Raw genomic sequence first — 24,960 nt, 5'->3', positions numbered from 1 at the left:
ACTAAAAATGAAAATTAATATTTCACTTTTATCGATCGCCGCCATTTGCTTATTGATTTCTGGTTGTTCAAATTATCGGGAATTGAACGAGCTTGGGGTCATTATAGCGATGGGAATAGACCATAACGATGATCCAGACAATCCATACAAGGTAACCTATCAAGTCATTAATCCAAGCGGGCTAGCACAAACCAGTACTTCCGGCGATAAAGGCCTTGCTGTCATCAACTATACGGTAACGGCTAAAACGCTCGTTGAGGCATTCGGAAAGGCTTCCGCCATTATTCCTAGAGAAAACAATATTTCACATCTATCGATGATCATTATAGGGGAAAAGTTAGCGCGAAATGGACTTGATTTATTATTTGATACTGTAGATAGAGGTAAAAATCAAAGGGTAAGTGTCCCGATTTATATTGCCCGCGGGAAAACTGCCGAGTATATGCTTGGTGTAATAGAACCACTTGAAAACACGCCAGGTAAAAATATTATTAGTACGACTAAAAGTGAGCAAAACGATTATGGAACCACTAATGACGCGTTACTATATGAAGTCATTTCAGCACTTATGAGTGAAGGGAAGGATGTATCACTGCCAGGAATCAGTATAAGGAATGATTCAAAAAAGGCAAAGGAAATAAGTAATTTTGAGACGACAGCACCAGCTTATGTAGAGGCAAAAGGATTGGCTCTATTTAGAAAAGGGAAAATGGTTAAATGGCTTGATGGTGAATCGGCCCGAGGTGTCCAGTTTGTCACATCGGAACTGAAAAGAACAGAAGTTGTGATGCCTTGCAGTGAGAAGGGAAGTGCCACGATTACGGTAATCAGAGCAAAAAGCAAAATGAAAACCAAAATTAAAAATGAAAAACCAGTCATTCAAAGTAATTTGAATGTAATGGGAGAAATGATGCAAACATCATGTGAACTCGATTTGAGCGATCCGAAATTGTTAATAGAGTTCGAAAAAAAAGTGGAAAATGATTTAAAAAAACAAATTAAAAAAACGATTAGCATCACTCAAAAAGAAAGGTCGGACATTTTCGGTTTTGGGGATGCATTATCTCGAACAAATCCGGATTATTGGCGTAAGCATAAAAATAATTGGGATGACCTATTTTCAGAAGCGGAAATATCGATGAAAGTTAACGTAGACATTATTAATTCTGGAATGCGAATGGAACCTTATAAGCCGAAATAAATGTATGAGGAGGTGAGGAGAATTGCCTAAAATAAAAATTGATGGATTTCAGTTATTTTGCATGATGGTCATTTTTATGTTTGGCAGTAATTTACTGCTTGATATAGGAAAGGGGGCCAAGCAGGACGTCTGGATTGTGAATCTCTTATCAACCCTTTTTGGGTGTTTACTGTATTTCGTGTATTTTTCATTATTTAATAAATACCCTGACTTACCGATGACCGGCTATGTCCGGAAAATTTGGGGTAAATATATCGGCGGTGTATTCAGTTTTTGCTATATAATCTATTTTATTTATCTGGCTTCAAGAGTGTTAAGAGATTTTGAAGAAATATTAATTAGCTCAACTTATAGGCGTACTTCCATTATAACGCTGGGGATATGCATGATACTTGTTTTAATTTATGGAGTTCATCTAGGAGTGGAAGCATTTGCACGCGTTGCATGCTTATGCTTTGGCATTATTATCATAAGCCTTTTGATTCTGAACATTATGTTTGTATTGGGAGGATATACAAAATTGGAAAACCTTCAGCCTGTATTAGGCAACGGTTGGGGAATGGTATGGAAAGAGTTGATTCCTACTGGTATCACTGTACCTTTTGGAGAATTGATTACGTTTACGATGATCCTTCCGTATTTGAATAATAAGGGTTCTGCTGTTAAAGTTGGTCTCTGGGCGATAATTCTAGGTGGAGTTTCTTTAACCATTAATTCGATCGTTCTTTTGTCCGTATTAGGTCCAGAGGCGGTATTAAGGTCTAATTTCCCGGCTCTTACAGCTGTCAGTTATATTAATATCGCTGATTTTATTGAAAGACTGGATTCGTTCATTCTAGTTTTAATGATCATTTTAGGCTTCATTAAGATATCGATCTTTTTCTTTTGTGCCATTATTGGCTCAGCGGACTTATTTCAAATGAAACCTTCCCCTGCATTCATTTATCTGGTTGGCGGTACTATTTTCTTCTCTTCGCTAATGATTGCCCCTAGCTATCAGGCTCATATAGATGAAGGGTTAAAAGTCGTCCCCTACCTTTTGCACCTACCATTGCTCATCGGGATTCCCATTTTATTATTGTTTACTGCATATATTAAACAAAAATTCAAACCAGCAGTTTCATGAAGAGGGAGGCTGCCGGTTTTTTTTGTTTGAGAATACGATCAAACAAAGAAAGATTATTGTTAATGAAATTAGCAGAAAGTAATCTTCACCACGAGCCACTATCAAATATTGTTTGATGCTATAGAAAGAGTGCAATATATTCAAGCCCTGCAGGTTGTCGAGGAGTATAATAAGTAAATACGTGCCTAACAAAATTAACAATGATGGTAGCATCCTCACAACAATATCACCTCATTCTTTTTTCTTAAAGTGTGGTTAATGCTCTATAAATATGCACGAAGTCGTACCAAACATACATTTAGTATATGTCATGAAAACTTGTCATTTTAAATCCTTATAATTAAGGAAACTTATGCTTGTAGAAAAACCTTGCGTGCCATAAAATGGGAGTATAAAAAGATCAAGGAGTGTATAAATGAAGCTAAAATTAATGACCGTCACTTTGGGAATCTGTTCTTCAATAATACTTTCAGGCTGTTCAAGTGAAGAGGAAAGTGTTGTACAAAAAGAAAGCAGTCATGAAGGACATTCAGAGCATTCGGTATCCGGAGATCTTCAGGAGGAGACCAGCAGTAAGGAAATAGCACCGGATTTCTTAACTGAAAAACCAGAGGAAATGAAGACAATCTATTTAGCTGTTGCACAAAATAAAGATTTACTAGAAAAAATACCTTGTTACTGCGGTTGCGGAGAGTCAGCTAACCATAAAAATAATTACGATTGTTTTATCCATGAGAATAAAAAAAATGGTGAAGTGGTTTGGGATGACCACGGGACAAGATGCGGAGTTTGCTTAGAAATTGCTGCGCAATCCATATTGGACTTGAATGACGGCATGAGCGTCAAAGAGATCCGGAATAAAGTCGATGAAAAATATAAAAGCGGATATGCCAAACCAACTCCTACCCCTGAAGTGTAAGTAAAAAAAATTCATGAAATTCTAGCTAAAAAATAATAATTTAGAAAAATGGTTTTTTCCCGGTATTCATTCGGAAAAGGCCATTTTTTTGTAGTCATGGAATCTTTCACATATATAATATTGGTAAAAAAGGGGAATACTTCCATTAAACATTCAACGGGAAAGGAGCTATCACTTTGACATTAATTCGCCTTGGTTATGTAGCCATGAGTAATCATGTGCCAAACTGTTCACCATCCCAAACGATGACTTTTGCGCAGTTTTCTAAAATTAAGGACAAAGATGCAGCGATAAGGAAGCTTGAACGCATTTCAATATCCAATCTTCATAATTGCTGGCGTTTACTGATTCATAACGAAGCTAATGATATTCAGTTCTTTAGGCTTTCTTCAAAACTTATCCCTTTAGCCAACCATCCAGAAATTCCAGAATGGGATTACATAGATCCTATTTCAGAAGAACTGGCTAAATTAAAAACATTCATAAAGAATCACCCAAAAATGAGAATAGATTTTCACCCAGATCATTTTGTCATCTTGAATAGCTCAAATATCGATATACTGAAGACATCCTTAAAAACATTAAGGATGCACTTTACTTTATTAAAAAAAATAGGAGTGGATCCCGAGCACCGCTGTGTTTTGCATGTTGGCGGCGGTTATGGCGAGCATGTACAGGCATTAGAGCAGTTTATCCATAATTGGGGTTTGATTCCGGAATCGATTCAAAGAATGGTCATTCTTGAGAATGATGATACTACCTATACGTTGTCGGAAACACTTTATTTATGTGAAAAATTAGGCATTCCAATGGTGTTTGATTATCACCATCACCTCGCACATCAGTTACCAAATGAAGATTGGAAAGATCATTGGGACCGAATATTGAATACCTGGAGTAATTCCAAGCTACCTCCTAAAATGCATATTTCAAGTCCAAGGTCCGATAAAGAATTTCGAGCACATGCTGATTTTGTGGATACTGGAATGTTCATGGAATTTTTGCAACAAATAAAGGGAAGCTTACCACAGCTGGATTGCATGATTGAAGCAAAACAGAAGGATGGAGCTCTTTTCCAGTTGATGGATGAGCTGAAAAGTCACAAAGACATAGAGATCATTGATGATGCCAGTTTTTATATACATTGATTCGCTGTATAATAAAAAATTGATAAAGAGAGTTGGATTAGATTCTTTATCAATGAAATTAGTTTACATAACATTATTATTGTTGAGTTAATAGGGTGATTTTTCAAAGGAAGTGGGAGTAAGGGTTAGGCGATCTTGCATTAATAATTTCTCGTAAAAACTAAATACTATTGTATTCCTATTCACAATATGTTTACACCCACAATCCTCAAAATTTATTTCAATGTACATATAAGTTACTCTATTTTTTATTCAGTGGATGGTATAAAAGACTACCTGATTACATTCACACACTTCATCACCTAGATTTTGATATACCTGATTAGTATCAGGAGAGAAAGAGATGGCATCTCCTTTCTGTAAGGTGCAACTTTCCCCGCCTATTTCTATGGTTAAAGTGCCAGAATGTACTGTTATTGATTTTAGTCCTTCTATAGGAGAGGACAAATGTGTACAACCTGGTAGCAGGCGAATACGATATGTTTCAAACGGCACTCCTGGTGAGGCAAATGTATTATGCGCTTCAAAAAGATCGTTATATTCTTGAAACTTTGGTTGTTCCCCTTCTCGAAGAATTTTAATCGAAGGATTTCTTACAAGAAATGAACCGAATGGAATTTGTAGTCCAGCAGCTATTTTCCACAGTATAGCCACAGTTGGATTTGAGCTGCCCCGTTCAATTTGCCCTAGCATAGGTTTACTAACACCAGTCAGTCCAGCAAGGTCGTCCAAGGATAATTGACGTTGTTGGCGATAAAAACGTAATCGTTGACCAATTTGAATTGATAAAGTTTTTTTTTCCATATATATAGCCCTCCGCGTCTTGATAGGTATTGTTTGTATGTTATATGATATATTAAAGATGTTATAAAATACAAAATGAAAGGTCATTCAATATTAGCTTTATATAGCTTAGCATAAGCACCACCACTATTATAAGATAATCTATTTTAACTGTGATTGGTTACGAAACGAAGTAATGAAGTCGGTTATTAATTATCGCAAAATTCAATCAATAATTTGTGCTTATGTTGTCATTTCGGTGACAGCAAATCACCATGATTCATGGCCTTTTGTGTAAGTTTACATTAGTTAAAATAGAGGAGACCAAATAATGAACACATATTTAATTGCAGGCAAGCAAGGTATGATAGCTAAAAATGTATGCGCTCCCATAATAATTACATTTGAACTAGACTTTAAGTACGGAATCATTATAGTTCGTGGTAAAGCAGGCCGTTAATATAAGTGCCCTGAAAGATGCATTGGACAGTTCGATATAAAATGAAATCGAATAGATCTTTGCCGAAGACACCCGGTATGTCTTTTCTGCATGGGAGTGTATTCTAGCATTTATCCCTTTAATATAAAAAAATTCGGGATATATGAACGAGGGAGGGTATGAACCGTGAGTTATACAATTACGGAGTTGTTTACAGGACAAATTGCGCGTTTGCAGCGAACATTTACTGAACAGGACGTAAGATTTTGCAAGGAATTAACTAGAGACTATAGCCCAGTATACGGACTGAATGAAGATATATGGAAAAGTTACTATAGTCAACCAATTGTGCCGGGCTTGTTGACAGAAGGGTTAATTACTCAAGTCATTAGTGAAAAACTCCCTGGAAGTGCCTGTATTTTGCTACAAAAGGAATTGGTTTTTTGTCATCCCGTGTATGTAGGAGACGTTATTACTGTGGAGTTGGAGATTATTGATTTAAATTTGAAGAGGAACTGGGTTACCCAAAAGGTTACCTGTTACAATCAGGCTGGTAATGAAGTAATCAAAGGACAAGTTGTCATTTTTGTTTTATCCAATGAGAAAATGGATAGGTGATCAAAATGAAGAAACTTAATCTGATAGACCAAACCGAAGACTGGGGCTTTATTGAAGTTGATGAGGGCGGATTATTGATCGATATTAGTTCGGATTTTTGTGAAAATTTTCTGATTGATAAAAAAGATTGGTTAGGAGCTTATGCAAAGGAAGTTATCCAAGGAACCCATTACCGTAAGCATGCGAAGGTATTATTTGGAGTCGTTTTTGGCTATTCATGTTTAATTAGAGTAATGAAAATGAAAGAACATAAGATTTATCGGGTGATTGTCCGTCAAGAAGATGTTGATCATTATGAAATGGCTTCGTTTATGAATTCTCTGGATATCTCAAAAAGGAAGAAAAAGTCAACAGGTCAGAATCGATATAGTTTTGAAGAGATTATCGGTGAAGGTTCGGCGATTGAGGAGATTAAAGAGTTGGCAGCCCGTATCGCAACAAGTAATTCTACTGTTTTATTGACGGGAGAAAGCGGAACAGGGAAGGAATTGTTTGCTCAAGCGATACACGGATTAAGCACGAGAAAAAATAATCCTTTTGTGGCGGTGAATTGTGCTGCTATCCCGGATGAATTATTTGAATCGGAAGTTTTTGGATATGAGCCAGGAGCGTTCAGTGGTGCGAAAAAGGAAGGCAAACCAGGGAAAATCGAGATGGCCCAGCATGGTACTCTTTTTCTGGATGAAATATCAGAACTCCCATACCAAGCCCAAGGAAAACTTCTTCGTGTATTACAGGAAAGAGAAGTGGAACGACTCGGTGGAACAGGGAGTAAAAATGTCGATATTCGGATTATCGCTGCAACGAACCGGGATTTGAGAACGCTTGTTCAGGAAGGGGAGTTCAGGCAAGATTTATTTTATCGATTATACGTCTTTGATTTGAAAATTCCTTCACTTCAGCAAAGAAAAGAGGATATTATTCCATTAGCCCACTTTTTCATCGAATATTTTAATGAGAAATTTGGTGTTCACGTAAAATTCATCGATTCTAAGCTACAAGAGAGGTTATTAAGTTATGAGTGGCCTGGTAATGTACGTGAATTAAAAGCCTATATTGAACGCGGAATGAATTTGGTCTTGGGAGATACTCTCACGATAGACGATTTACACATTTCACCTAATGTGTCTTCAGATGTAATAAAAAGAACGCCGACTCCCATTCAAAGTTTAGAAGAGGAAGTAAAGTGCACGGAAATCAACGCAATTCAACGTGCATTACAAGAAGCGAATGGTGACCGAACTTTGGCTGCACAAAAACTAAAAATACATCTTGCTAGCCTTTACCGTAAAATTGCAAAGTACAATCTAAAATAATACGTTTAAGAGGATGCAAACGGTATAAAAAACACATGCGTTATTCATTCTCCTGAAAGGACCTGGTATGAAATCCAGTAAAATCAAAGGATTTCGTAACGGTTCTTTTCATTTTTTTGTGATCGATTTGAGTCTTATGGGACAGTCTTTTTGTATTTGTGGTTGTAGTTATAACCATAAATAGTTTGCTTTTACAATCTGTAAATGTCTGAATGTTCTAAATTACTAAGGGTGGAGGGATATGAAAACCTAATAATGATAGAAGTGTCACGTTACCTTCTATATTGTGCTTGTTGATATCTTTTCGCAAATGTACTTCGCAAATTTGCGAACGATATCACTTTTGCGAATTCGAACGAGGAAGGAATGCTATTTTTCCAGGGAAACAAGTTGGCATGAAACTTGCAATAATAGTAAGGGAAGGGAGGAATTACATTGTTAAACTTTTCATTTACAGAAGAACAGGATTATTTTCGAAAGATGCTAAAAGAATTTGCAAAGGAGGAGCTGCTTCCTAATTATACAAAGTGGGACAGAGAGGGGATTACGCCAAGGCATTTATGGAAGAAGCTTGGTGAGTTAGGTGTCAATGGTCTTCGAATTCCGGAAGAGTATGGTGGAACCGGTGCAGATTGCGTGACAACTGGAATAGCTGCCGAAGAAATTGGAAGAGGTGATTTCAACCTTACTTATGCTGTTATGTTGAATGGATTAATTGGAGAAATTATCAATAATCATGCACGTGAAGAGCTTAAGCAAGAATGGCTTCCAAAAATTGCGAGTGGTGAAAAAATTGTCGGTATTGCTATAACTGAACCATCGGCAGGTACTGATGCTGGAGGAATAAAGACAACAGCAGTACATAAAGACGGCGTGTATGTTCTGAATGGAGAAAAATCTGGAATTAGCGTTGCGACTGTTGGTGATGCATTTCTTACCTTTGCAAAAACAAATCCTGAACTAGGGAACAGAGGAATTAGTGCATTTATCATTCCAGCAGATCTTCCCGGTGTTGAATGTAAAGCTTATGAGGATATGGGAAATATTCCAATAGGCAGGGGATCTGTTTATTTAAATGAAGTTAAAGTACCCGAAGAAAACTTAATCGGCATGGAAAATAAAGGTTTCTCTCAAGTGATGAATGGATTTGATTTAAGTCGGTTGTTAATCGGATTGCAATGTGTGGGTGCTGCAAGCCAAAGTTTAGACGAGACGATCGAACACGTGAAAATGAGACATTCTTTTGGCAAACCTTTAGCAACCTACCAAGGGGTATCATTTCCAATCGTTACGCACTTTACACAATTAGAACTAATAAAGTGGCAGGCATATAGGGGTCTCTGGCTTCGTGATCAAGGGTTAAATCACTCAAAGGAATCAGCATCTGTCAAATGGTTAGGACCAAAATATAGTGCGGATGCAATTCATGAATGTTTATTGTTAAATGGACATTATGCTTATACGAAAGAGATGCCGCATGAGCAACGGTTGCGTGATGTAATTGGCCTAGAAATTGGTGATGGAACAGCACAAGCTAATCAAATGGTCATTGCAAAAGATATCATTGGAAAAGAATTTCGTTCCTATTAATCTAGGGCCGCTTATTTGATAAAAACAATAGATTGCAATTCTATCTTCCAAAGACTAAAAAGGGAATTTACAAGGGCTGAAGTAGGAGTTTATTGTAAAAAAGATTGGATCATGGAAAAGGTTCGCTGTATAAATGAACAGGGTGATGAGGTCATTAAAGGAAAAATTATTCTTAAACTACTTTAATAATGGAGGGATTCAAAATGAAACAAACAGATACTCTATCTGAAAAAACAGATGGAATTGGCAAATTGACAGATATTATCTACAAAAAAAGCAATGGAATTGCAAAGATTACAATCAATAGACCGAACGTTTATAATGCCTTTCGGGCAAGAACGATTAAAGAGTTAATTTGGTCGTTCCGTGATGCATGGGACGATAACCGAATTGGTGTGGTTGTCTTAACTGGAGCAGGAGAAAAGGCATTTTGTGTCGGTGGGGATCAAAAAGAAAAAGGAGATGAAGGTGGATACGATTATTCTGGAGGTTTAGGCGGTGGAATGGGCTTAGAAATTGAAACATTACATCAAACGATTCGCAATATACCGAAGCCGGTTATTGCTGCTGTTAATGGATTTGCGATTGGCGGTGGACATGTCTTGCATGTGATTTGCGATTTGACCATTGCTTCAGAATCAGCAAAGTTTGGACAAAGCGGACCGAAAGTAGGCAGCTATGATGCTGGATTTGGTTCTGCCTATTTAGCAAGGGTTGTTGGGGAAAAGAAAGCAAGGGAGATCTGGTATTTATGTGAACAATATACGGCACATGAAGCAAAAGAAATGGGTCTAGTCAATAAAATCGTTCCTGCTGAACAATTGCAGCAAGCAGCAGAAGAATGGGCTGGAAAAATTCTCGAAAAAAGTCCGACAGCACTTAAAATGCTTAAATACTCATTTAATGCGGATAGTGCCAACATCCAAGGGATTTCACAGTTATCGATGGGTAGTTTAGCGATGTTTTATAACACAGCAGAATCAGAAGAAGGAAAAAATGCTTTTCTTGAAAAAAGACCAGTAGATTTTAAAAAGTTCCGAAGATAAAGAGGGGGCTAGATGCTGTGAAATTGGAAACGATTTTGAGTCAGGAGTATATCGAAAAATATCAATCTATTTGGCCAAATAGAACGATTATCGATTATTTAAATGATGCAATAGCAAAAGATCCAGAGAAAATGGCCATAATTGATAAAAAGAGCCGCTATACGTATAGGGAGCTTGGTAAACTTGTGGATCGGGTGGCATTAGGCTTGCTTGAAATTGGTATAGAAAAAAGAGATGTCATCTCGTTCCAACTGCCTAATTGGAGCGAGTTCATTATTCTGCATTATGCGGTAACAAAAATTGGTGCCATTAGCAACCCTCTCATTCCGATTTACCGTGACCGGGAAATTGGCTACACGGTCGGCATGGCAGAGTCGAAAATGATTGTTGTTCCAGGTGAATTTCGTGGGTTTGATTACCCGGCGATGATTGAAAGGTTAAAACATCAGTGGCCAAGTATGCAACATGTTTATGTGGTTGGGGATAACGTACCAAAAGAAATGAAACCGTTTTCTGAATTGATTGATCAACCGTGGGAAGAGAGAAAAGATCCTGCTATTCTAGACAAAATCACCCATGATCCGAATGACGTGACGGAAATAATCTTTACGTCTGGAACGACTGGAAATCCAAAGGGAGTGATGCATACACATAATACACTCTGTGTTTCCACGAATTATTGGATTGATCGCTTACGCTTAACATCTGATGATATCATGTTCATGGCGTCGACATTTGCCCATCAAACTGGATTCGGTTATGGCGTGAGGTTGCCGACACATATTGGTGGAACAGGGGTTTACCAAGATATTTGGAATCCAAGTGAATTTCTTAATTTGATAGAAAAGGAGAATATTACATTTACAGCTGGTGCGACACCATTCCTGCAAGATACAGTTCAACTTAAGAATCTTGATCAATACAAGATTGATTCACTTCGTATCTTTGTTGCATTAGGAGCACCGATACCACGAAATTTGGTAAAAGAGGCGACCGAAAAAACCTCCATTAAAATTTTGTCTGGCTGGGGACAAACCGAAGATGGCTTGGTCACTTTGACAAGAATTGAAGATCCAGAAGAAAAGCTGATTGAAACGGATGGTATTCCTTTTCCAGGTATGGAGTTAAAAGTAGTTGATAGAAAAGGGGAAATTTGTGAACCACATAAAGAAGGCGATTTGCTTGCAAGAGGTCCTTCCTTGTTTGTTGGCTACTTAAAACGATTACAGGAAACCCTTTCGGAATATCATGAGGGCTGGTTTATGACAGGTGACCGCGCAGCGATGGATGAAGATGGTTATATCCGAATTTGTGGACGGAGTAAAGATATCATCATCCGTGGTGGGGAAAATATTCCGGTCATGTATATCGAAAATGTCCTGTATGAGCATCCAGATATATCTGATGCCCAAATTGTTGCCGTTCCAGATCCGCGTCTTCAAGAAAAAGCATGTGCATGCATTACCATGAAACCAGGGAAAACGCAATTGACAATGGAAACCATGAAGGAATTCCTTTCAGAAAAAGGGATCGCAAAACAATATTGGCCAGAACATCTCGAAATTTTCGAGGATTTCCCTCGTACAATGAGTGGGAAAATTCAGAAATTCCATCTCCGGAAAATGATGGACGAGAAGTTAAAAGAAAAGATCTAAGCAAGATATCGACAGAAATGAATCAAAATTGAATAAGTCGGGAGGAAAAATGATGAGGCAACGAGTAGCATTTATTACCGGTGCAGGTAGAGGGATTGGAAAAGAGATCGCGATAACATTAGCTTCAAAGTCCAATAAAATAATCGTTACAGACATCAATATTGAAAATGCTCGAGAAACGGTTTCTATTTTAGAAAGCGAAGGGGCGGAAGCACTTGCTGTCTATTGCGACGTCACGAAGTTAGAAAGCGTACAAGAAGCAGTCAAAGCATCTATTGATTGTTTTGGACGAATTGATATTTTGGTAAATAACGCAGGATGGGATAAGATTGAACCTTTCTTAAAAAGCGAACCAAGCACATGGAAAACAATTATTGACATTAATTTGATGGGTCAAATTCATACATGTAAAGAAATATTGCCGATCATGATTGAGAATGGTTATGGGAAAGTCGTAAATATCGCTTCAGATTCAGGACGAGTCGGTTCAAGTGGTGAAGGAGTATATTCAGCCGCAAAAGGCGGGGTGATTGCTTTAACAAAAACATTAGCTAGAGAAATGGCGAGACATAAATTAAATGTCAATTGTATTTCACCAGGCCCAAGTAATACACCATTGATTCAGGAAATTGGCTCGTATAATGAGGGCATTGTTTCAGCGTTAGAAAAAGCCATACCATTCAGGCGATTGGCAGAACCAAGTGATCTAGCAAATGCGGTAGCGTTTTTCACTTCAGAGGAAGCAGATTATATTACAGGACAAACGCTCTCCGTTAATGGTGGATTAGCGATGTGTTAATCGCTTTCTAGAGGTATAGATCTTTTTTACAATTAACATTTCAAAAATGCCTTGTATCAATATCAATAGAAAGCCTCAACAGGCAAATAACACGAATGAATTTTCAATACTATTTTTGCTTATTGGGGCTAAACCAGGATAAAAGTTTTATCATATGGAGGAAGATCATGAATCCGGTATATTCAGTCAGAGCCCGATTGGAAAATGGGTGGTACTTTAACGGATGTGCCAGTAGACTACCTAGCAGCAAAGGTTATTCAAGCGGTAGTTGATCGATCATATATCAAGAAGTACGAGATTAATGAAGTGATTTTGCTGAAGACATCGATATAGCGATTAAACTTGGATTAAATCATCCTATAGGTCCCCTGGAAATGGCTGATCTTGTTTGATTTAGACAGCCGTCTCCGAAATATGGAGTATCTTTATCACAGTTTAGGGGATAGGTATCGACTATAAGCATTAGCTTGTTAAATACATGAAAGCAGCGTTTGGTCAGGAAGTCAGGGAAGGGATTTTAGCCATATAATCGAGAGGACGTGAAGGTATGAATTTCGAACTAACAGAGGATGTAAAATTATTAAAACAAGGAATTCGGAACTTTATTGATAATGAAGTAGATCCGCAGGCGATGTTAATTGAAGAAAGTAATGAAATTCCAGGAAGTATTATGGAAAAGTCAAAGCAAATGGGTTTATTTGGACTTCATATTCCAGAAGAATATGGCGGGCTGGGACTCGATATGGTAGGGAAGTGTGCTGCACTTGAAGAATTGGGAAGAACACATAATGGATATACAACAGTCATTGGTGGGCATACCGGCATTGGGGGTGTTGGCATTGTTGATATGGGAAATGATGAACAAAGACGCAAATATTTACCCGACATGGCAACCGGAGATAGAATTGGTGCATTTGCCTTAACAGAACCAAGTGCAGGCTCACATGCTACTAATCTGAAAACAACGGCCGTAAAAAAAGGGGATAAATATATTCTGAATGGAAGTAAGCATTATATTACTAACGCACCGATTGCCGATATTTTTACCGTAATGGCGGTGACCGACCCTTCTAAAGGCTCAAAAGGCATCACTTCTTTTATAATTGAAAAGGATTTCCCAGGGTTTCAAATTGGAAGCATTGAAAAAAAAATGGGCCTTCACGGGTCACATTCATCGGAAATATTCTTAGAAGATTGTGAAGTTCCGGCTGAAAATGTTTTGGGCGAAGAGGGACAAGGCTATGTAAACGCATTAAAGATTCTGGCAAATGGACGTGCAGGAATGGCTGCGCGAAATTTAGGATCAAGTGATAAATTACTCGAAATGTCGTTAGATTTTTCTCATATGAGAATCCAGTTTGGAAAGCCGATTTTCGAGCAACAAATTATTCAACATTATTTGGCAGATATGGCAATGGAAATAGAAGCATTGCGGTCTATGACCTACAGAATAGCCTGGATGGTGGATCAAAATATGAAAGTGATTAAAGAAGCAGCCATGGTTAAATTATTAGGTTCTGAAACGTATAATCGGGTTGCAGATAAAGCTGTACAAATTCATGGGGGAATTGGTTATATATCAGAATACCCAATTGAAAGATTTTACCGTGATGCCCGAATTACAAGAATTTACGAAGGAACGTCTGAGATTCAGAAGAATATTATTGCTGCTCAGTTGCATCGCAAATATCAATAAAGGGGGAGTTATAAGTGAACTATCAAAATATTGTGCTTGAAAGAGTTGACCGGATAGGTTTTATCACCATTAACCGTCCTGAAGTGCGAAATGCGTTAAATGATTTAACTGTATCCGAAATCCTGTCAGCATTTGAAGAATTAGAAAATGATCAAGTTATTGGCGTAATTGTATTTACAGGTGCAGGGGAGAAGTCATTTGCCGCAGGAGCGGATATTAATCAGGTAACAAACAGGAACTCTCTTGATGCATTTGCTGCTAAAAATATGTCTGATGTGTATCGCTGTATAGAAAAAAGTAAGAAAGCAACTATTGCAGCCATTAATGGATTTGCACTTGGAGGTGGGTGTGAGCTGGCCATGTCGTGTGATATACGAATGGCTTCTGAAAATGCTAAAATCGGCCTCCCTGAATTAAATTTGTCGGTTATTCCCGGCGCTGGTGGAACGCAGCGATTAGCGCGAATCATCGGTAAAGGCAGAGCCATGAATATGATATTAAGTGGGGATCTCATGACAGCGAAAGAGGCGATAGAGATCGGTTTAGTGTCATCTGTAGTTCCTTTAGAGAATTTACGGGCTGCTGTACAAGAAAAGGCTGAAAAAATATTAGCTAAAGGACCATTATCCGTACAAATGGCAAAGCTAGTAGTCAATCGTGGATTTGATGTTGATATTGATACGGGATTGCTGATTGAAAGCTTGGCACAAGCTGTTTTATATGGAACGAGTGACAAGAGGGAAGGAACACAGGCTTTTCTCGAAAAAAGAGAAGCATCGTTTACAGGAAGTTAATAATTTAATCAAATTGCATGATAATTATTCTGAATTTTCTGTATTTACATGGAGGTAACTAGATGAATATCGGTTTCAAAGGAAAAAACATCCTAATTACAGGTGCCGCAAAAGGGATCGGAAGAGGAATAGCATTAGCTGCTGCTGCTGAAGGAGCAAATATTGGATTGCACTATCGTGAATCTGAAGCGGCGGCATTACAAGTTGCTAAGGAAATTAGTGATTATGGTGTGAAAGTGGCCCTTATGATGAAAGAAACACTTGATCACGATCTTGTGCCAATGCTAACAAAAAAGCATGATTGATGCGGAATTCTAGAGTTTAAATGGGAGGAATCTACTTTTACGTTCTCCCATTTAGTTAAAAGTTTTCAAAATAGTTGAAAATAATATTATCGATATTTTTGGTCCCATCAAAAGGAAACTAATTAAGAAACAACCATGAGGGGATGAAAAGGATGTTATCATTGCTGAATTTACTTGCTTTTTTAGCCTTGGCTGGATATGCAGTATATTTGTTTGTCAATCTTGTATACACCCGGTATTTGTTTATAAAGCTTGGCAAAAAAGCTGAGTTTGAACTAAACCTTAAAGAACGAATCAATCTGCTATTAATCAACGGCTTCGGTCAGTCAAAATTATTCAAAGACAAGAAAAGCGGTCTGATGCATTTAGTATTATTTTATGGCTTTTTTATCATCCAAATAGGACTTATAGAACTCATCATAAAGGGATTTATTAGAAGTTATGAATTTCCCTTAGGTGAAGCGCATAAATATTTCAATCTTCTACAGGAATGGGCTACGTTCCTCATGATGTTGGCAGTAGTATATGCATTTTACCGTCGTTATATTGAAAAACTAAAGCGGTTGCAATGGAAGCGTGATGGGAAATCCGCCTTCGTCATTATCGCCTTATTCATTCTAACTTTGTCGATCCTGCTTACATTGGGATTTGAAGCGATTATGTTAAGTCATGAACCAGATCTCATATATGCTCCATTCTCTGGTGCCATTGCGTTGATGTTTTCCGGCATCGGAACAACGGCAGGAACTGTGTTGTACTACGTATTTTGGTGGGTTCATATGTTGACGGTATTCTCCTTTCTGGTGTTTGTACCCCAGTCAAAGCAATTTCATGAGTTATTTGCCATGGTTAATATCTTCTTTAAGAAAAGCGGCCCTGTTGGAAAATTAAGAAAAATCGATTTTGAGGATGAAACAGCTGAAGAATTCGGTGTCGGGAAAATTGAGGATTTTACCCAACATCAGTTGATTGATCTTTACGCATGTGTAGAATGCGGACGATGCACAAATATGTGCCCTGCTTCAGGAACTGGAAAAACGTTATCCCCGATGGATCTCATTGTCAAGATGAGAAAACATTTGACAGAAAAAGGAGAAGCGGTAACCTCCAGACAGCCGTGGGCGCCTTCCTTTGTTATAAAAAATACTAAGGACAATCAATTAGCGCTAGCGGGGCCAGGTTCCAAAGAAGTAGCAGCAACAACTGAAAATGTTAGTTTAATAGGGGATGTCGTGACAGAAGAAGAAATTTGGGCGTGTACGACTTGCCGTAACTGTGAGGATCAATGTCCTGTAATGAATGAGCATGTTGACAAAATCATCGACTTACGCCGTTACCTTGTCCTAACAGAAGGAAAAATAAATCCGGATGCCCAACGTGCGATGACGAATATTGAACGTCAAGGAAATCCATGGGGTATGAATCGTAAGGAACGGGCGAATTGGCGTGATGAATTAGAGAAAATCACGATTCCAACAGCAAAAGAACTGAAAAAAGCGGGAGAAGAATTTGATTTTCTTTTCTTTGTCGGGTCCATGGGTTCTTATGATAACCGCAGTCAAAAAATCACAAGATCCTTCACGCGCTTAATGCATCATGCAGGAGTGAAGATGGCGATACTAGGGAATGAAGAAAAGAACTCTGGTGATACACCTCGACGTCTTGGAAATGAGTTTTTATTCCAAGAACTAGTGAATGCTAATATTGAAGTCTTTAAAAAGTATGATGTGAAGAAAATTGTCACAATAGATCCCCATGCTTATAACACACTAAACAATGAATACCCTGAATTTGGTTTAGAAGCAAAAGTTTATCATCATACGGAATTGCTTGCAACATTAATAAAAGAAGGAAAGTTAACACCAAAGAATAATGTGAATGAAGTCATTACTTACCATGATTCCTGCTATTTAGGACGCTACAATGATGGGTATGATGCTCCTCGTGACATTTTAAAAGCTATTCCAGGTGTTATGGTTGTAGAACCTGAGCGGAAACGTGAAACAGCTATGTGTTGCGGTGCTGGAGGAGGTCTAATGTGGATGGAGGAAGATACAGGAATCCGTATCAATGTTTCAAGAACCGAACAGCTTCTAAAAACAAATCCAACCATCATCAGTACAGGTTGTCCATACTGCTTAACGATGATCAGCGATGGGACAAAGACAAAGGAAGTGGAGGAAAAAGTACAAACGTTGGATGTCGTAGAAATATTAGAGAAATCGATAATTCGGCAATAGAATGAGATTCTAATAGTTTAGTATGAAGGAAACGGGGACGAAACTACATTAATTAAACCGTCTTGTTGAAAGCTAATTTACCCTTAAATATAGATTTAAGAGCTTCGTTCATCACGTCCTTTTGAATGGGTTTGTCCTATTAACTTCGAGTTCCTTCATATTAAATTGTAGCCTATAACCGTTATATCAGATTTGTATAGATAGAAGGAGGTAAGCATGAAAGCAAAATATTGTAGAGAATCAAGAGTTGTTCGAACAAGTCGCGTATTTCAAAATGATGTAAATAGTCATAATACATTATTTGGTGGTCGATTAATGAGCGATATAGATCAAGTTGCTTCCATTACCGCATTACGACATAGCCGCACAGATTGTGTAACTGCCTCAACAGATTCGGTAGACTTCTTATATCCAATCCGAACAACAGATGCAGTCTGTTTTGAATCGTATGTAACATGGGCAGGTACATCATCTATTGAAGTGTTTGTTAAAGTTATTGCCGAAGATTTAAAAAGTGGTGAGCGTAAAATGGCAGCGACTGCGCTTTTAACTTTTGTTGCATTAGATAAAGAACAATGTCCAACTCGTGTTCCAGAAGTCATTCCTGAAACGGATGAAGAGAAAAAATTAAATGAAACTGCACCAGAGCGAGCTAGAATGCGTAAAGAAAGGAAAGAAAAAAGTAAAGAATTATCCGTGTTTTATACAACAACTATCCCTGGGATTGATAAGGTATATAGTTAATATAGGTTTTGCTAGATAATAATTTTAAATAAAAGAAAAACCCAACTGCCTGGCCGGGACTTGCCAATGGAAAACTATATATGTGGCTACTGATAAATAAAGAGAGAAACCCTGCATATTAGGGATTAATTTATAGCCATAAATGGTGACTACAAAACAAAGGATATTTAATATTAAGATGCTCAAGGTTTGTGCAGCAATCAAACCACTTCTCACGAAAAAGCTTAAATATACGAACATAAATGAGAAACAAGGGGAAAATGGTTTCGTCTATTGGTTTTTTGGAAAGTACAAAAATTATAGATCGAGTAGTTTTTAATATCAGTGAAGCGCTATTTACTTTACTTGGACTTGTGCCTGTGTTAGGAGGCTTATTTTCGACAATTCCTGTTAGTATAGGGAGTGATGTCTTATTTATGGCCAATTTACAATTATCCGGAAACGCTCTGTGTAATATTCAAAGTATTCAATATAACTTAAAGAATTACCCTCTAAATACTTTTGGGTATCTGTAGTGTTCAATACGTTTCCTATGTTTTATTGGTCCCCTTAAAAGTAATGGTCTGTTAATAAGTTTACTTATGGCTCTGGCTCTTTAATATTTTGAGGATTTTTAAATATGAATGGTTGGAATCAAGGTACTAGCTGCATTCAATAATAATAAAAGCCGATGATTCCTTAACACAGGGAATATCGGCTTTTTTTAATTGAAATAACTCTTAGTGTATGTTTTCCGCATTTCATATGACCCCTCAATAAATGGGTCATGCAAACATTATAAATAATGAGATAAATATAGATAATATTCATATGCCATGTTTTCGTATAAAAGTAGAAAAGACAAAAAAATGAGCTTCATATTTGGCTTTTAAAGAGGTTATTTTAAATTACTAGAGTATTTGGTCTGGATTGCGTTAAAACGTCTCAATTGAACCTTTAGGAGGGTCATTTGATGTTGGTATATTTTTGTATTAGCATAACTAATACTAACTGAATATTCTGAATGTAACAAAGGACCTCTATTGATACATTCAAAAACGCATTAAATCAAGGTTTATAAGGGTATCAAAATTTATAAAACTTGCCTTTTTTTCACCTGTTCACGTACAATGAAAGAAGGGGAAAGGAGAATGAGCCATTCATGCAAGCAGCCTCTCAAAGAATTAAAAATGTCCAGCCGATACGCCGGTTGGATCACATAGAAAAAATGAAAAAGTCACTATTAAAATATTGCAGCTACAGGGATTATATGATGTTTTCAATCGGGATAAACATCGGGTTACGTATAGGCGATCTTTTACAATTGCGAGTGAAAGACATTCTTGAGGGTACGCATATTGTCATTGTGGAGCAAAAAACAGATAAAATTAAGCGGTTCCTTGTCAATCCTCAACTTCGTAAAGAAGTTAGGAAGTATGTCCGGAAATCGAACCTGAAAAATGATCAGTATTTATTTCCAAGTCGAAAGGGTAATGGTCCAATCACCAGGGTACAGGCCTATCGGGTTCTGAACAAAGCGGCTGAAATGGCAGACATTCCGGATGTCGGTACACATACCCTTCGAAAAACCTTCGGCTACTTACATTACCAAAAATTCAAGGATATCGCTTTACTGCAGCAAATCCTTAATCATTCCAATCCAAAAGATACGATGATTTACATAGGACTCACACAGGATTTAATGGACGAAACATTAATGGATTTCTATTATTAACTGAAAGGACGAAGTACAACTCCTGTAGTACTCATTATTTTTATATGGATATCATATTCCTTCAATGGGGAGTTATTTCAGAGTAAACATTATTTCGATATATCTGAATGGGTAGATAAAACTAGAATCATTGGTGTGGATAGGTGAAAGGGCACTCGGAATGAGATACGCGCCTTTTGCTAGGAAAATCGACTTCACTGAGGATTTTGAAAAATATAAGAGTTTTGGCCAGGTAATGGATAGAGTTTTAAATCAACCGAATGACTTCTCAAAAAAGACTAGGATATATAGTCTTTTTTTTCTTGATATCACTGTTCTGATTTTTATAAAGAATCACTTGATTTAGTATATTAGAAATATTTATTTTTCTGAGATTCTGTTATTTTCCTGTTTAAAAAATAATGAAACAGAAAGTTATCAGTAATGAATGGTTGCTAAAAATGAAGTTACTATAATAATATTATGTTAACTAAATCTAGGCATTTTCCTACTGTCAAAGGACTCGAACTGCACCTCAATCGTTATAGAAAATCTCATAATTGGGGTGCAGTATGGAGTGGTTACCACTAAAATAGGTAATTAGTTCGGTTATAAGGTACTCATATTCGTCATCTTATCTAGCTCCAAAGGCAAAAAAGCATATTCTCCGTCCTTGATTATCTCACATTTACGAACGGTAATTGGCTGTTTAAAAATGGGCCCGTCTATTACGGTCGTATGGAACTCTCCGCCTTCTCCGCAGGGGTCAATACCGCGAGCTTCAAGTTCCTTCACGTATTCATGGGTTAACGTTCGCCCTAAATCATCCTCTGTCATTCCCAATGATAAATTAACGGTTACGATGATCGTTACAAATCCTAGATTCATGAACTCTTCGACAGCTTCACGATGATTCATTTCCCATAAAGGCATTCCAAGCTTCAACCCGGCATTCTTCGTAACCTTATCATGCCAACAGCCATGGGCAGGCATATCCAAGTCTCCTGTTATTAAAACTTCTGCTCCTTGATTTTTAGCATTTTCTAAAAGGTGCATAAATACTTTTTCATAATCAGTCCAACTGGCAGCTGCAGTATATACAGGCAATCCTATTGATTCAGCTTGGGCATGTATGAGTTCCGGAGGCATTCCATGGGATCTGGAACGTTTTCCTTCTTCCTCCAGCATGACGATAAGTCCTACAGCTTCTCCAATCTTCATTGCTTTATAAAGGGCTAAGACACTATCCTTTCCTCCGCTAAAAGATGCTATGAACTTATGACCGCGAGCACTATTTTTCCAATCGATTAATTCTGACATTCATATTTTCCCCTTTATTCTAATGACTTTTTGCCAATTTCCTATTTTATAGATGAATTATGATAACTATATTTGTTTGATTTTATCACGGTTGAAGCCTTCAGATAAGATATTAATGCATCCTGATACAAAAAACTTGATTTAAAGGGAAGTTCTTCCCGAAAAAACTACTCTATAATGAACTGAACAATATAAGGTGATTAATCCCTAGGGTACAAAGCTGAAATAAAAAGGCATGAGTTTCGGTGGGGGACCGATTCATGCCCTTAAGGCTAGCTAAATTGTATAGCTATTATGGATTTATTTCACATAGTAGCTTCTTTTTATAAAACCGCAATATGTATTTCCACTTTTCCATCAGGGTAATATTTTTCAAAATCCAGGCTATATTTTCTGTTCATTTTTTTCTCTTCCTCCAGCTTCCATATCTTTTTCCAGGTTTCACCTATGGAATGTTCATCTTGTAAACACTCAAACACCGCGTATTCTTGATCTGGAATGACAAAATTTTCATTCGATACGGGGGTTTCGGTGGCTATAGCTAATGTATAATCTCCACGATAGTTACTTTCGTACTGATGGTATATCCCATATTTCATATCATTTTCAATATTATAATCATTTGTTTTGCTCCAAAGGGATCCGATTTTCTCGAAAAGATTTTTATCGGTGAAATTATTAGTCCTTATTTCGCCAATCATGTAGACTTCTTTACTCATTAACTAGCAACCCCTTATTTAAATAAATTTGGATACAACAATAATGATATCATAATGATGAAATTTTTTGGGAAGTTTTGGCATTAGTTCCTGGTTTGGATTTTGTGAATTGAAGTTAAATATAAATGGGGAACCAATTTATATTCAGATGGAAATTAGTTATTTTACCCTGTGTATTGTATCCAGTGTTATTTAGATTGGATACAATATATTAAAAATTTAGTATTGTAATCGCTTTATATAGTTGATATAGTTTAAATTGTATCCAATATCGAAAGGTGGACGCTGAATTGGATAATGCTAATTCTAAAAGAGATAAATCTACAATCGTAAAAAATGTAACGAAAAGTCTTAGGAAGGCGATTTTGAATGGGACGTTGAAAAAAGGGGAGCGACTCATTCAAGAGGAGTGGGCAGATCGCCTGGAAGTAAGCAGAATGCCCATTCGTGAAGCCCTTACACAACTTCAAATGGAGGGGTTGGTGGAAATGGTTCCTCATAAAGGAGCAATCGTCACACCGATTACCCGGGATGATATTGAAGAAATTTATCATACCAGGTCTCTGCTTGAAGGCCTTGCTGTAGAAAAGTCGCTTCCTTATTTAACAAAGGAGGATAAAGAAAAATTAAAGGGAATTTTGATTGAAATGGAAGGGATTCAGTTATCTGATGAAACCAATGAACATTATATCCTTTTGAATGCGGCTTTTCATGAAACCCTCCGAAAAGGGTGCCCGTGGCCAAGAGTTCAAAAAATGGTAGAAACGTTGGGTATCTCACCCATTGCGCCGAATTTGCTGATTGATTATTACCCAGAAACGCAACGGGAACACCGGATGATTTATGAAGCGGCACTAAGAGGGGATCCTGCAGAACTAAGGGCAGCAGTAGAATTTCACATCTTACGGACTAAGAACAATTTAATTACGTATATGGAGTTGCTGAATACTAAAAATCATCAATAAAAGGAGTGTTAATTGTGTATGATTTCGCAATTGTTGGCGGGGGAATTGTAGGTTTATCGACGGGAATGGCACTTTATCAGCGTTTTCCTAATGCTAAAGTGGTAGTCATTGAAAAAGAGGCTGTTGTTGCAGATCATCAAACGGGGCATAACAGCGGCGTCATCCATTCAGGTATTTATTATAAACCAGGCAGTTTCAAGGCACGGTTTGCCCGTCAAGGAAGCAAATCAATGACGGAATTCTGCCGGATGCATGGAATTGAACATGATATTTGCGGAAAGGTCATTGTTGCAACAAAGCCAGAAGAGTTGCCCCTTCTAGATGATTTATTTTCACGCGGTTTGCAAAATGAGCTAGCTATCCAAAGAATCGGTGTGGATGAGTTAAAGGAAATTGAACCACATGTTAATGGACTTGGTGCGATTCGCGTCCCGCAAGCCGGCATCGTCAATTATCGTCAGGTAAGTGAAAAGATGGCGGATATCATCCGAGGCAACGGCGGTGAAATCAAGCTGAATACAAAGGTGGAGAAGATTGACGAGGATTCTGATGAAGTCATCATCGCTACGAACAACGGTACAATAAAAGCAAGGATAGTCATTAATTGCGCTGGATTGCACAGTGACCGTATCGCAGCAGCCGCGGGGTATAAAACTGATATGAAAATTGTCCCGTTTCGCGGTGAATATTTTAAATTGAAGCCCGAAAAGCGCTTTCTTGTCAATCATTTAATTTATCCGGTACCTAACCCTAAGTTTCCATTTCTAGGAGTTCATTTCACACGGATGATTAGCGGCGAAGTAGATGCTGGCCCAAATGCTGTACTAAGTTTCAAACGTGAAGGTTATAAAAAAACTGACTTCAATGCGAAGGATTTAACTGAAGTTTTAAGCTATAAAGGTTTTTGGAAACTGGCCAGTAAATTCATGAAGGAAGGGATGGATGAATATGTCCGTTCTTTTAGTAAAAAGCAATTTACGAAAAGCCTGCAGGAATTGATTCCGGAAATTCAAGAAGATGATTTAATCCCTGCACCTGCCGGAGTCCGAGCACAGGCGTTACAGGATGATGGTAATATGGTGGATGATTTTCATATTATAATGGGGAAACGGACCATTCATGTTTGTAATGCACCGTCACCTGCAGCAACAGCATCAATTGAAATTGGAAAAGAGGTTGTTAACCGCATTCCGGAACAATCACACTTATTGGAAGCGGCATTTACAAAATAAAATTCGTTAAAGAGAGGAAGAGGCCTCATGTTCAATGGTAAAACAATTTTTATTGCAGGTCATGCACGTTTACCTCAAGGGATGGCAGCGAAAAGTGTCTTTGAAACATTGACCATCACCGCGGAAGTCGATGCTAAATATGGGGTTGTCCTGGAAGCCTCCTGTACTCTGGCAACAGAGCATGGACGGGAATTTATTGGGCGTTTATTAAAAGGGATTAGTTTAAATGATGGTGTTGATGAAGCGATAGAATCGATTCAATCTTATTATCGGGGGAAAGCGGCTAATGCATTGATTGCTGCCTTGAAGGACCTGGATCTCCATTTTCAGCAAATTAAAGCGGCAGAAAAAACGAAACTACCAAGTTAGTAAAATGATTTATCAGAATAATTTGTAAAAGATGTTGACATTTTTACGGAAAAACGTTTTAATGTAATTAAGCCAATATTATGACATTAACACCTTTTGGAAAATACCTTTTCAGAATCGTGTAAAGATCTTAATGATTGGAAACAGGAAAAATAAATCATACATAAACTGCATATTCGCTGTGACTCTATTTGCATAGAGCAGTGAAGTGAATATAAGCCAGTTGTACAGTTGGATTCCCAT

General features: G+C 37.6%; 24 protein-coding genes and 1 pseudogene. 22 read left to right on the top strand and 3 right to left on the bottom strand.

The genetic code is table 11. From position 1 onward, the window contains the following. The first annotated feature begins 7 nt into the window (after window positions 1–7). The 4 genes from ACWF5P_RS14335 to uvsE all read left to right on the top strand — a co-directional run bounded on the left by ACWF5P_RS14335 (window position 8) and on the right by uvsE (window position 4,394). Window positions 8–1,201: a Ger(x)C family spore germination protein gene (locus ACWF5P_RS14335; protein WP_452444992.1), complete on the top strand. Its 1,194-nt coding sequence runs from the start codon at window positions 8–10 to the stop codon at window positions 1,199–1,201. Window positions 1,202–1,223: 22 nt separating this feature from the next. Beyond that, a complete protein-coding gene (locus ACWF5P_RS14330; RefSeq protein ID WP_452444991.1) occupies window positions 1,224–2,327 on the top strand; it encodes a GerAB/ArcD/ProY family transporter in 1,104 nt (367 codons plus the stop codon). Between the two features lie 415 nt (window positions 2,328–2,742). Next, window positions 2,743–3,246, top strand: a complete 504-nt coding sequence (locus ACWF5P_RS14325; protein ID WP_452444990.1) for a PCYCGC motif-containing (lipo)protein — start codon at window positions 2,743–2,745, stop codon at window positions 3,244–3,246. Window positions 3,247–3,422: 176 nt separating this feature from the next. Then, the gene (uvsE, locus tag ACWF5P_RS14320) at window positions 3,423–4,394 is read left to right on the top strand and encodes a UV DNA damage repair endonuclease UvsE (RefSeq protein WP_452444989.1); all 972 of its coding nucleotides are present in this window, start codon (window positions 3,423–3,425) and stop codon (window positions 4,392–4,394) included. Window positions 4,395–4,646: 252 nt separating this feature from the next. Here the strand turns inward: uvsE and ACWF5P_RS14315 are convergent, their stop codons facing one another. After that, entirely contained in the window at window positions 4,647–5,198 is a 552-nt protein-coding gene (locus tag ACWF5P_RS14315; RefSeq protein WP_434166983.1) for a helix-turn-helix domain-containing protein, read from the bottom strand. A gap of 310 nt (window positions 5,199–5,508) precedes the next feature. Between ACWF5P_RS14315 and ACWF5P_RS14310 the strand changes: the two genes are divergently transcribed. The 15 genes and pseudogenes from ACWF5P_RS14310 (at window position 5,509) to ACWF5P_RS14240 (ending at window position 20,133) form a co-directional block, all read left to right on the top strand. After that, a complete protein-coding gene (locus tag ACWF5P_RS14310; protein WP_434166982.1) occupies window positions 5,509–5,637 on the top strand; it encodes a hypothetical protein in 129 nt (42 codons plus the stop codon). A gap of 165 nt (window positions 5,638–5,802) precedes the next feature. Further along, entirely contained in the window at window positions 5,803–6,234 is a 432-nt protein-coding gene (locus ACWF5P_RS14305; RefSeq protein ID WP_452444988.1) for a hypothetical protein, read from the top strand. A gap of 5 nt (window positions 6,235–6,239) precedes the next feature. Further along, window positions 6,240–7,550, top strand: coding sequence for a sigma 54-interacting transcriptional regulator (locus ACWF5P_RS14300; protein ID WP_434166981.1), 1,311 nt, complete (start codon window positions 6,240–6,242; stop codon window positions 7,548–7,550). 435 nt (window positions 7,551–7,985) lie between these two features. Continuing rightward, window positions 7,986–9,140 (top strand): acyl-CoA dehydrogenase family protein, encoded by a 1,155-nt coding sequence (locus ACWF5P_RS14295; protein WP_434166980.1) that lies wholly within the window; start codon window positions 7,986–7,988, stop codon window positions 9,138–9,140. 203 nt (window positions 9,141–9,343) lie between these two features. Continuing rightward, a complete protein-coding gene (menB, locus tag ACWF5P_RS14290) occupies window positions 9,344–10,186 on the top strand; it encodes a 1,4-dihydroxy-2-naphthoyl-CoA synthase (RefSeq protein ID WP_434166979.1) in 843 nt (280 codons plus the stop codon). A gap of 17 nt (window positions 10,187–10,203) precedes the next feature. Beyond that, window positions 10,204–11,841, top strand: coding sequence for an AMP-binding protein (locus ACWF5P_RS14285; RefSeq protein ID WP_434166978.1), 1,638 nt, complete (start codon window positions 10,204–10,206; stop codon window positions 11,839–11,841). A 52-nt stretch (window positions 11,842–11,893) separates the two neighbouring features. Continuing rightward, window positions 11,894–12,640: an SDR family NAD(P)-dependent oxidoreductase gene (locus ACWF5P_RS14280; protein WP_452444987.1), complete on the top strand. Its 747-nt coding sequence runs from the start codon at window positions 11,894–11,896 to the stop codon at window positions 12,638–12,640. A 204-nt stretch (window positions 12,641–12,844) separates the two neighbouring features. After that, window positions 12,845–12,973 (top strand): hypothetical protein, encoded by a 129-nt coding sequence (locus ACWF5P_RS14275; protein ID WP_452444986.1) that lies wholly within the window; start codon window positions 12,845–12,847, stop codon window positions 12,971–12,973. Beyond that, window positions 12,955–13,093: pseudogene (locus ACWF5P_RS14270) on the top strand (3-hydroxyacyl-CoA dehydrogenase family protein); the annotation flags it as partial. The gene ACWF5P_RS14275 and the pseudogene ACWF5P_RS14270, both read left to right, overlap by 19 nt. Before the next feature lie 94 nt (window positions 13,094–13,187). Then, a complete protein-coding gene (locus tag ACWF5P_RS14265; protein WP_434166976.1) occupies window positions 13,188–14,336 on the top strand; it encodes an acyl-CoA dehydrogenase family protein in 1,149 nt (382 codons plus the stop codon). Window positions 14,337–14,350: 14 nt separating this feature from the next. Next, window positions 14,351–15,130, top strand: coding sequence for an enoyl-CoA hydratase-related protein (locus ACWF5P_RS14260; protein ID WP_434166975.1), 780 nt, complete (start codon window positions 14,351–14,353; stop codon window positions 15,128–15,130). Between the two features lie 62 nt (window positions 15,131–15,192). Then, on the top strand, window positions 15,193–15,435 hold the full coding sequence (locus ACWF5P_RS14255; RefSeq protein WP_434166974.1) for an SDR family NAD(P)-dependent oxidoreductase: 243 nt from the start codon (window positions 15,193–15,195) through the stop codon (window positions 15,433–15,435). Between the two features lie 152 nt (window positions 15,436–15,587). Continuing rightward, window positions 15,588–17,675: a heterodisulfide reductase-related iron-sulfur binding cluster gene (locus ACWF5P_RS14250; RefSeq protein ID WP_434166973.1), complete on the top strand. Its 2,088-nt coding sequence runs from the start codon at window positions 15,588–15,590 to the stop codon at window positions 17,673–17,675. 216 nt (window positions 17,676–17,891) lie between these two features. Then, window positions 17,892–18,419, top strand: coding sequence for a hotdog domain-containing protein (locus ACWF5P_RS14245; RefSeq protein ID WP_434166972.1), 528 nt, complete (start codon window positions 17,892–17,894; stop codon window positions 18,417–18,419). Window positions 18,420–19,560: 1,141 nt separating this feature from the next. Continuing rightward, window positions 19,561–20,133: a tyrosine-type recombinase/integrase gene (locus tag ACWF5P_RS14240; RefSeq protein ID WP_206665233.1), complete on the top strand. Its 573-nt coding sequence runs from the start codon at window positions 19,561–19,563 to the stop codon at window positions 20,131–20,133. A gap of 588 nt (window positions 20,134–20,721) precedes the next feature. On the opposite strand, the gene ACWF5P_RS14235 is transcribed toward ACWF5P_RS14240, so the two are convergent. Both ACWF5P_RS14235 and ACWF5P_RS14230 read right to left on the bottom strand, forming a co-directional pair. After that, complete coding sequence (locus tag ACWF5P_RS14235) at window positions 20,722–21,432, bottom strand: Dph6-related ATP pyrophosphatase (RefSeq protein ID WP_452444985.1); 711 nt, start codon at window positions 21,430–21,432, stop codon at window positions 20,722–20,724. Between the two features lie 323 nt (window positions 21,433–21,755). After that, window positions 21,756–22,151 carry an effector binding domain-containing protein gene (locus tag ACWF5P_RS14230; RefSeq protein ID WP_434166970.1) on the bottom strand — a complete coding sequence of 132 codons (396 nt, stop codon included), beginning with the start codon at window positions 22,149–22,151 and terminating at the stop codon, window positions 21,756–21,758. 290 nt (window positions 22,152–22,441) lie between these two features. On the opposite strand from ACWF5P_RS14230, the gene ACWF5P_RS14225 reads away from it, so the two are divergent. The 3 genes from ACWF5P_RS14225 to ACWF5P_RS14215 are packed head-to-tail and all read left to right on the top strand — an operon-like array spanning window position 22,442 to window position 24,717. Beyond that, window positions 22,442–23,116 carry a GntR family transcriptional regulator gene (locus ACWF5P_RS14225; RefSeq protein ID WP_063233736.1) on the top strand — a complete coding sequence of 225 codons (675 nt, stop codon included), beginning with the start codon at window positions 22,442–22,444 and terminating at the stop codon, window positions 23,114–23,116. Between the two features lie 14 nt (window positions 23,117–23,130). Further along, on the top strand, window positions 23,131–24,348 hold the full coding sequence (gene lhgO, locus ACWF5P_RS14220; protein WP_434166969.1) for an L-2-hydroxyglutarate oxidase: 1,218 nt from the start codon (window positions 23,131–23,133) through the stop codon (window positions 24,346–24,348). 27 nt (window positions 24,349–24,375) lie between these two features. Continuing rightward, window positions 24,376–24,717: a DUF3870 domain-containing protein gene (locus ACWF5P_RS14215; RefSeq protein ID WP_230175927.1), complete on the top strand. Its 342-nt coding sequence runs from the start codon at window positions 24,376–24,378 to the stop codon at window positions 24,715–24,717. Window positions 24,718–24,960 lie beyond the last annotated feature (243 nt).

Source organism: Peribacillus sp. NPDC055009 (assembly GCF_053608705.1).
The sequence above is the reverse complement of the archived record's forward strand: the minus strand, read 5'-3'. Positions and strand labels throughout refer to the sequence as shown.

What these genes read in the sequence shown, in the direction of transcription:
- ACWF5P_RS14215 (WP_230175927.1), top strand. Translation starts at nt 24,376, where the DNA reads ATGTTCAATGGTAAAACAATTTTTATTGCAGGTCATGCACGTTTACCT.
- ACWF5P_RS14265 (WP_434166976.1), top strand. Translation starts at nt 13,188, where the DNA reads ATGAATTTCGAACTAACAGAGGATGTAAAATTATTAAAACAAGGAATT.
- ACWF5P_RS14335 (WP_452444992.1), top strand. Translation starts at nt 8, where the DNA reads ATGAAAATTAATATTTCACTTTTATCGATCGCCGCCATTTGCTTATTG.
- ACWF5P_RS14245 (WP_434166972.1), top strand. Translation starts at nt 17,892, where the DNA reads ATGAAAGCAAAATATTGTAGAGAATCAAGAGTTGTTCGAACAAGTCGC.
- ACWF5P_RS14280 (WP_452444987.1), top strand. Translation starts at nt 11,894, where the DNA reads ATGAGGCAACGAGTAGCATTTATTACCGGTGCAGGTAGAGGGATTGGA.
- ACWF5P_RS14300 (WP_434166981.1), top strand. Translation starts at nt 6,240, where the DNA reads ATGAAGAAACTTAATCTGATAGACCAAACCGAAGACTGGGGCTTTATT.
- ACWF5P_RS14310 (WP_434166982.1), top strand. Translation starts at nt 5,509, where the DNA reads ATGAACACATATTTAATTGCAGGCAAGCAAGGTATGATAGCTAAAAAT.
- ACWF5P_RS14325 (WP_452444990.1), top strand. Translation starts at nt 2,743, where the DNA reads ATGAAGCTAAAATTAATGACCGTCACTTTGGGAATCTGTTCTTCAATA.
- menB (WP_434166979.1), top strand. Translation starts at nt 9,344, where the DNA reads ATGAAACAAACAGATACTCTATCTGAAAAAACAGATGGAATTGGCAAA.
- ACWF5P_RS14315 (WP_434166983.1), bottom strand. Translation starts at nt 5,198, where the DNA reads ATGGAAAAAAAAACTTTATCAATTCAAATTGGTCAACGATTACGTTTT.
- ACWF5P_RS14230 (WP_434166970.1), bottom strand. Translation starts at nt 22,151, where the DNA reads ATGAGTAAAGAAGTCTACATGATTGGCGAAATAAGGACTAATAATTTC.
- ACWF5P_RS14255 (WP_434166974.1), top strand. Translation starts at nt 15,193, where the DNA reads ATGAATATCGGTTTCAAAGGAAAAAACATCCTAATTACAGGTGCCGCA.
- ACWF5P_RS14235 (WP_452444985.1), bottom strand. Translation starts at nt 21,432, where the DNA reads ATGTCAGAATTAATCGATTGGAAAAATAGTGCTCGCGGTCATAAGTTC.
- ACWF5P_RS14250 (WP_434166973.1), top strand. Translation starts at nt 15,588, where the DNA reads ATGTTATCATTGCTGAATTTACTTGCTTTTTTAGCCTTGGCTGGATAT.
- ACWF5P_RS14275 (WP_452444986.1), top strand. Translation starts at nt 12,845, where the DNA reads ATGGGTGGTACTTTAACGGATGTGCCAGTAGACTACCTAGCAGCAAAG.
- ACWF5P_RS14240 (WP_206665233.1), top strand. Translation starts at nt 19,561, where the DNA reads ATGCAAGCAGCCTCTCAAAGAATTAAAAATGTCCAGCCGATACGCCGG.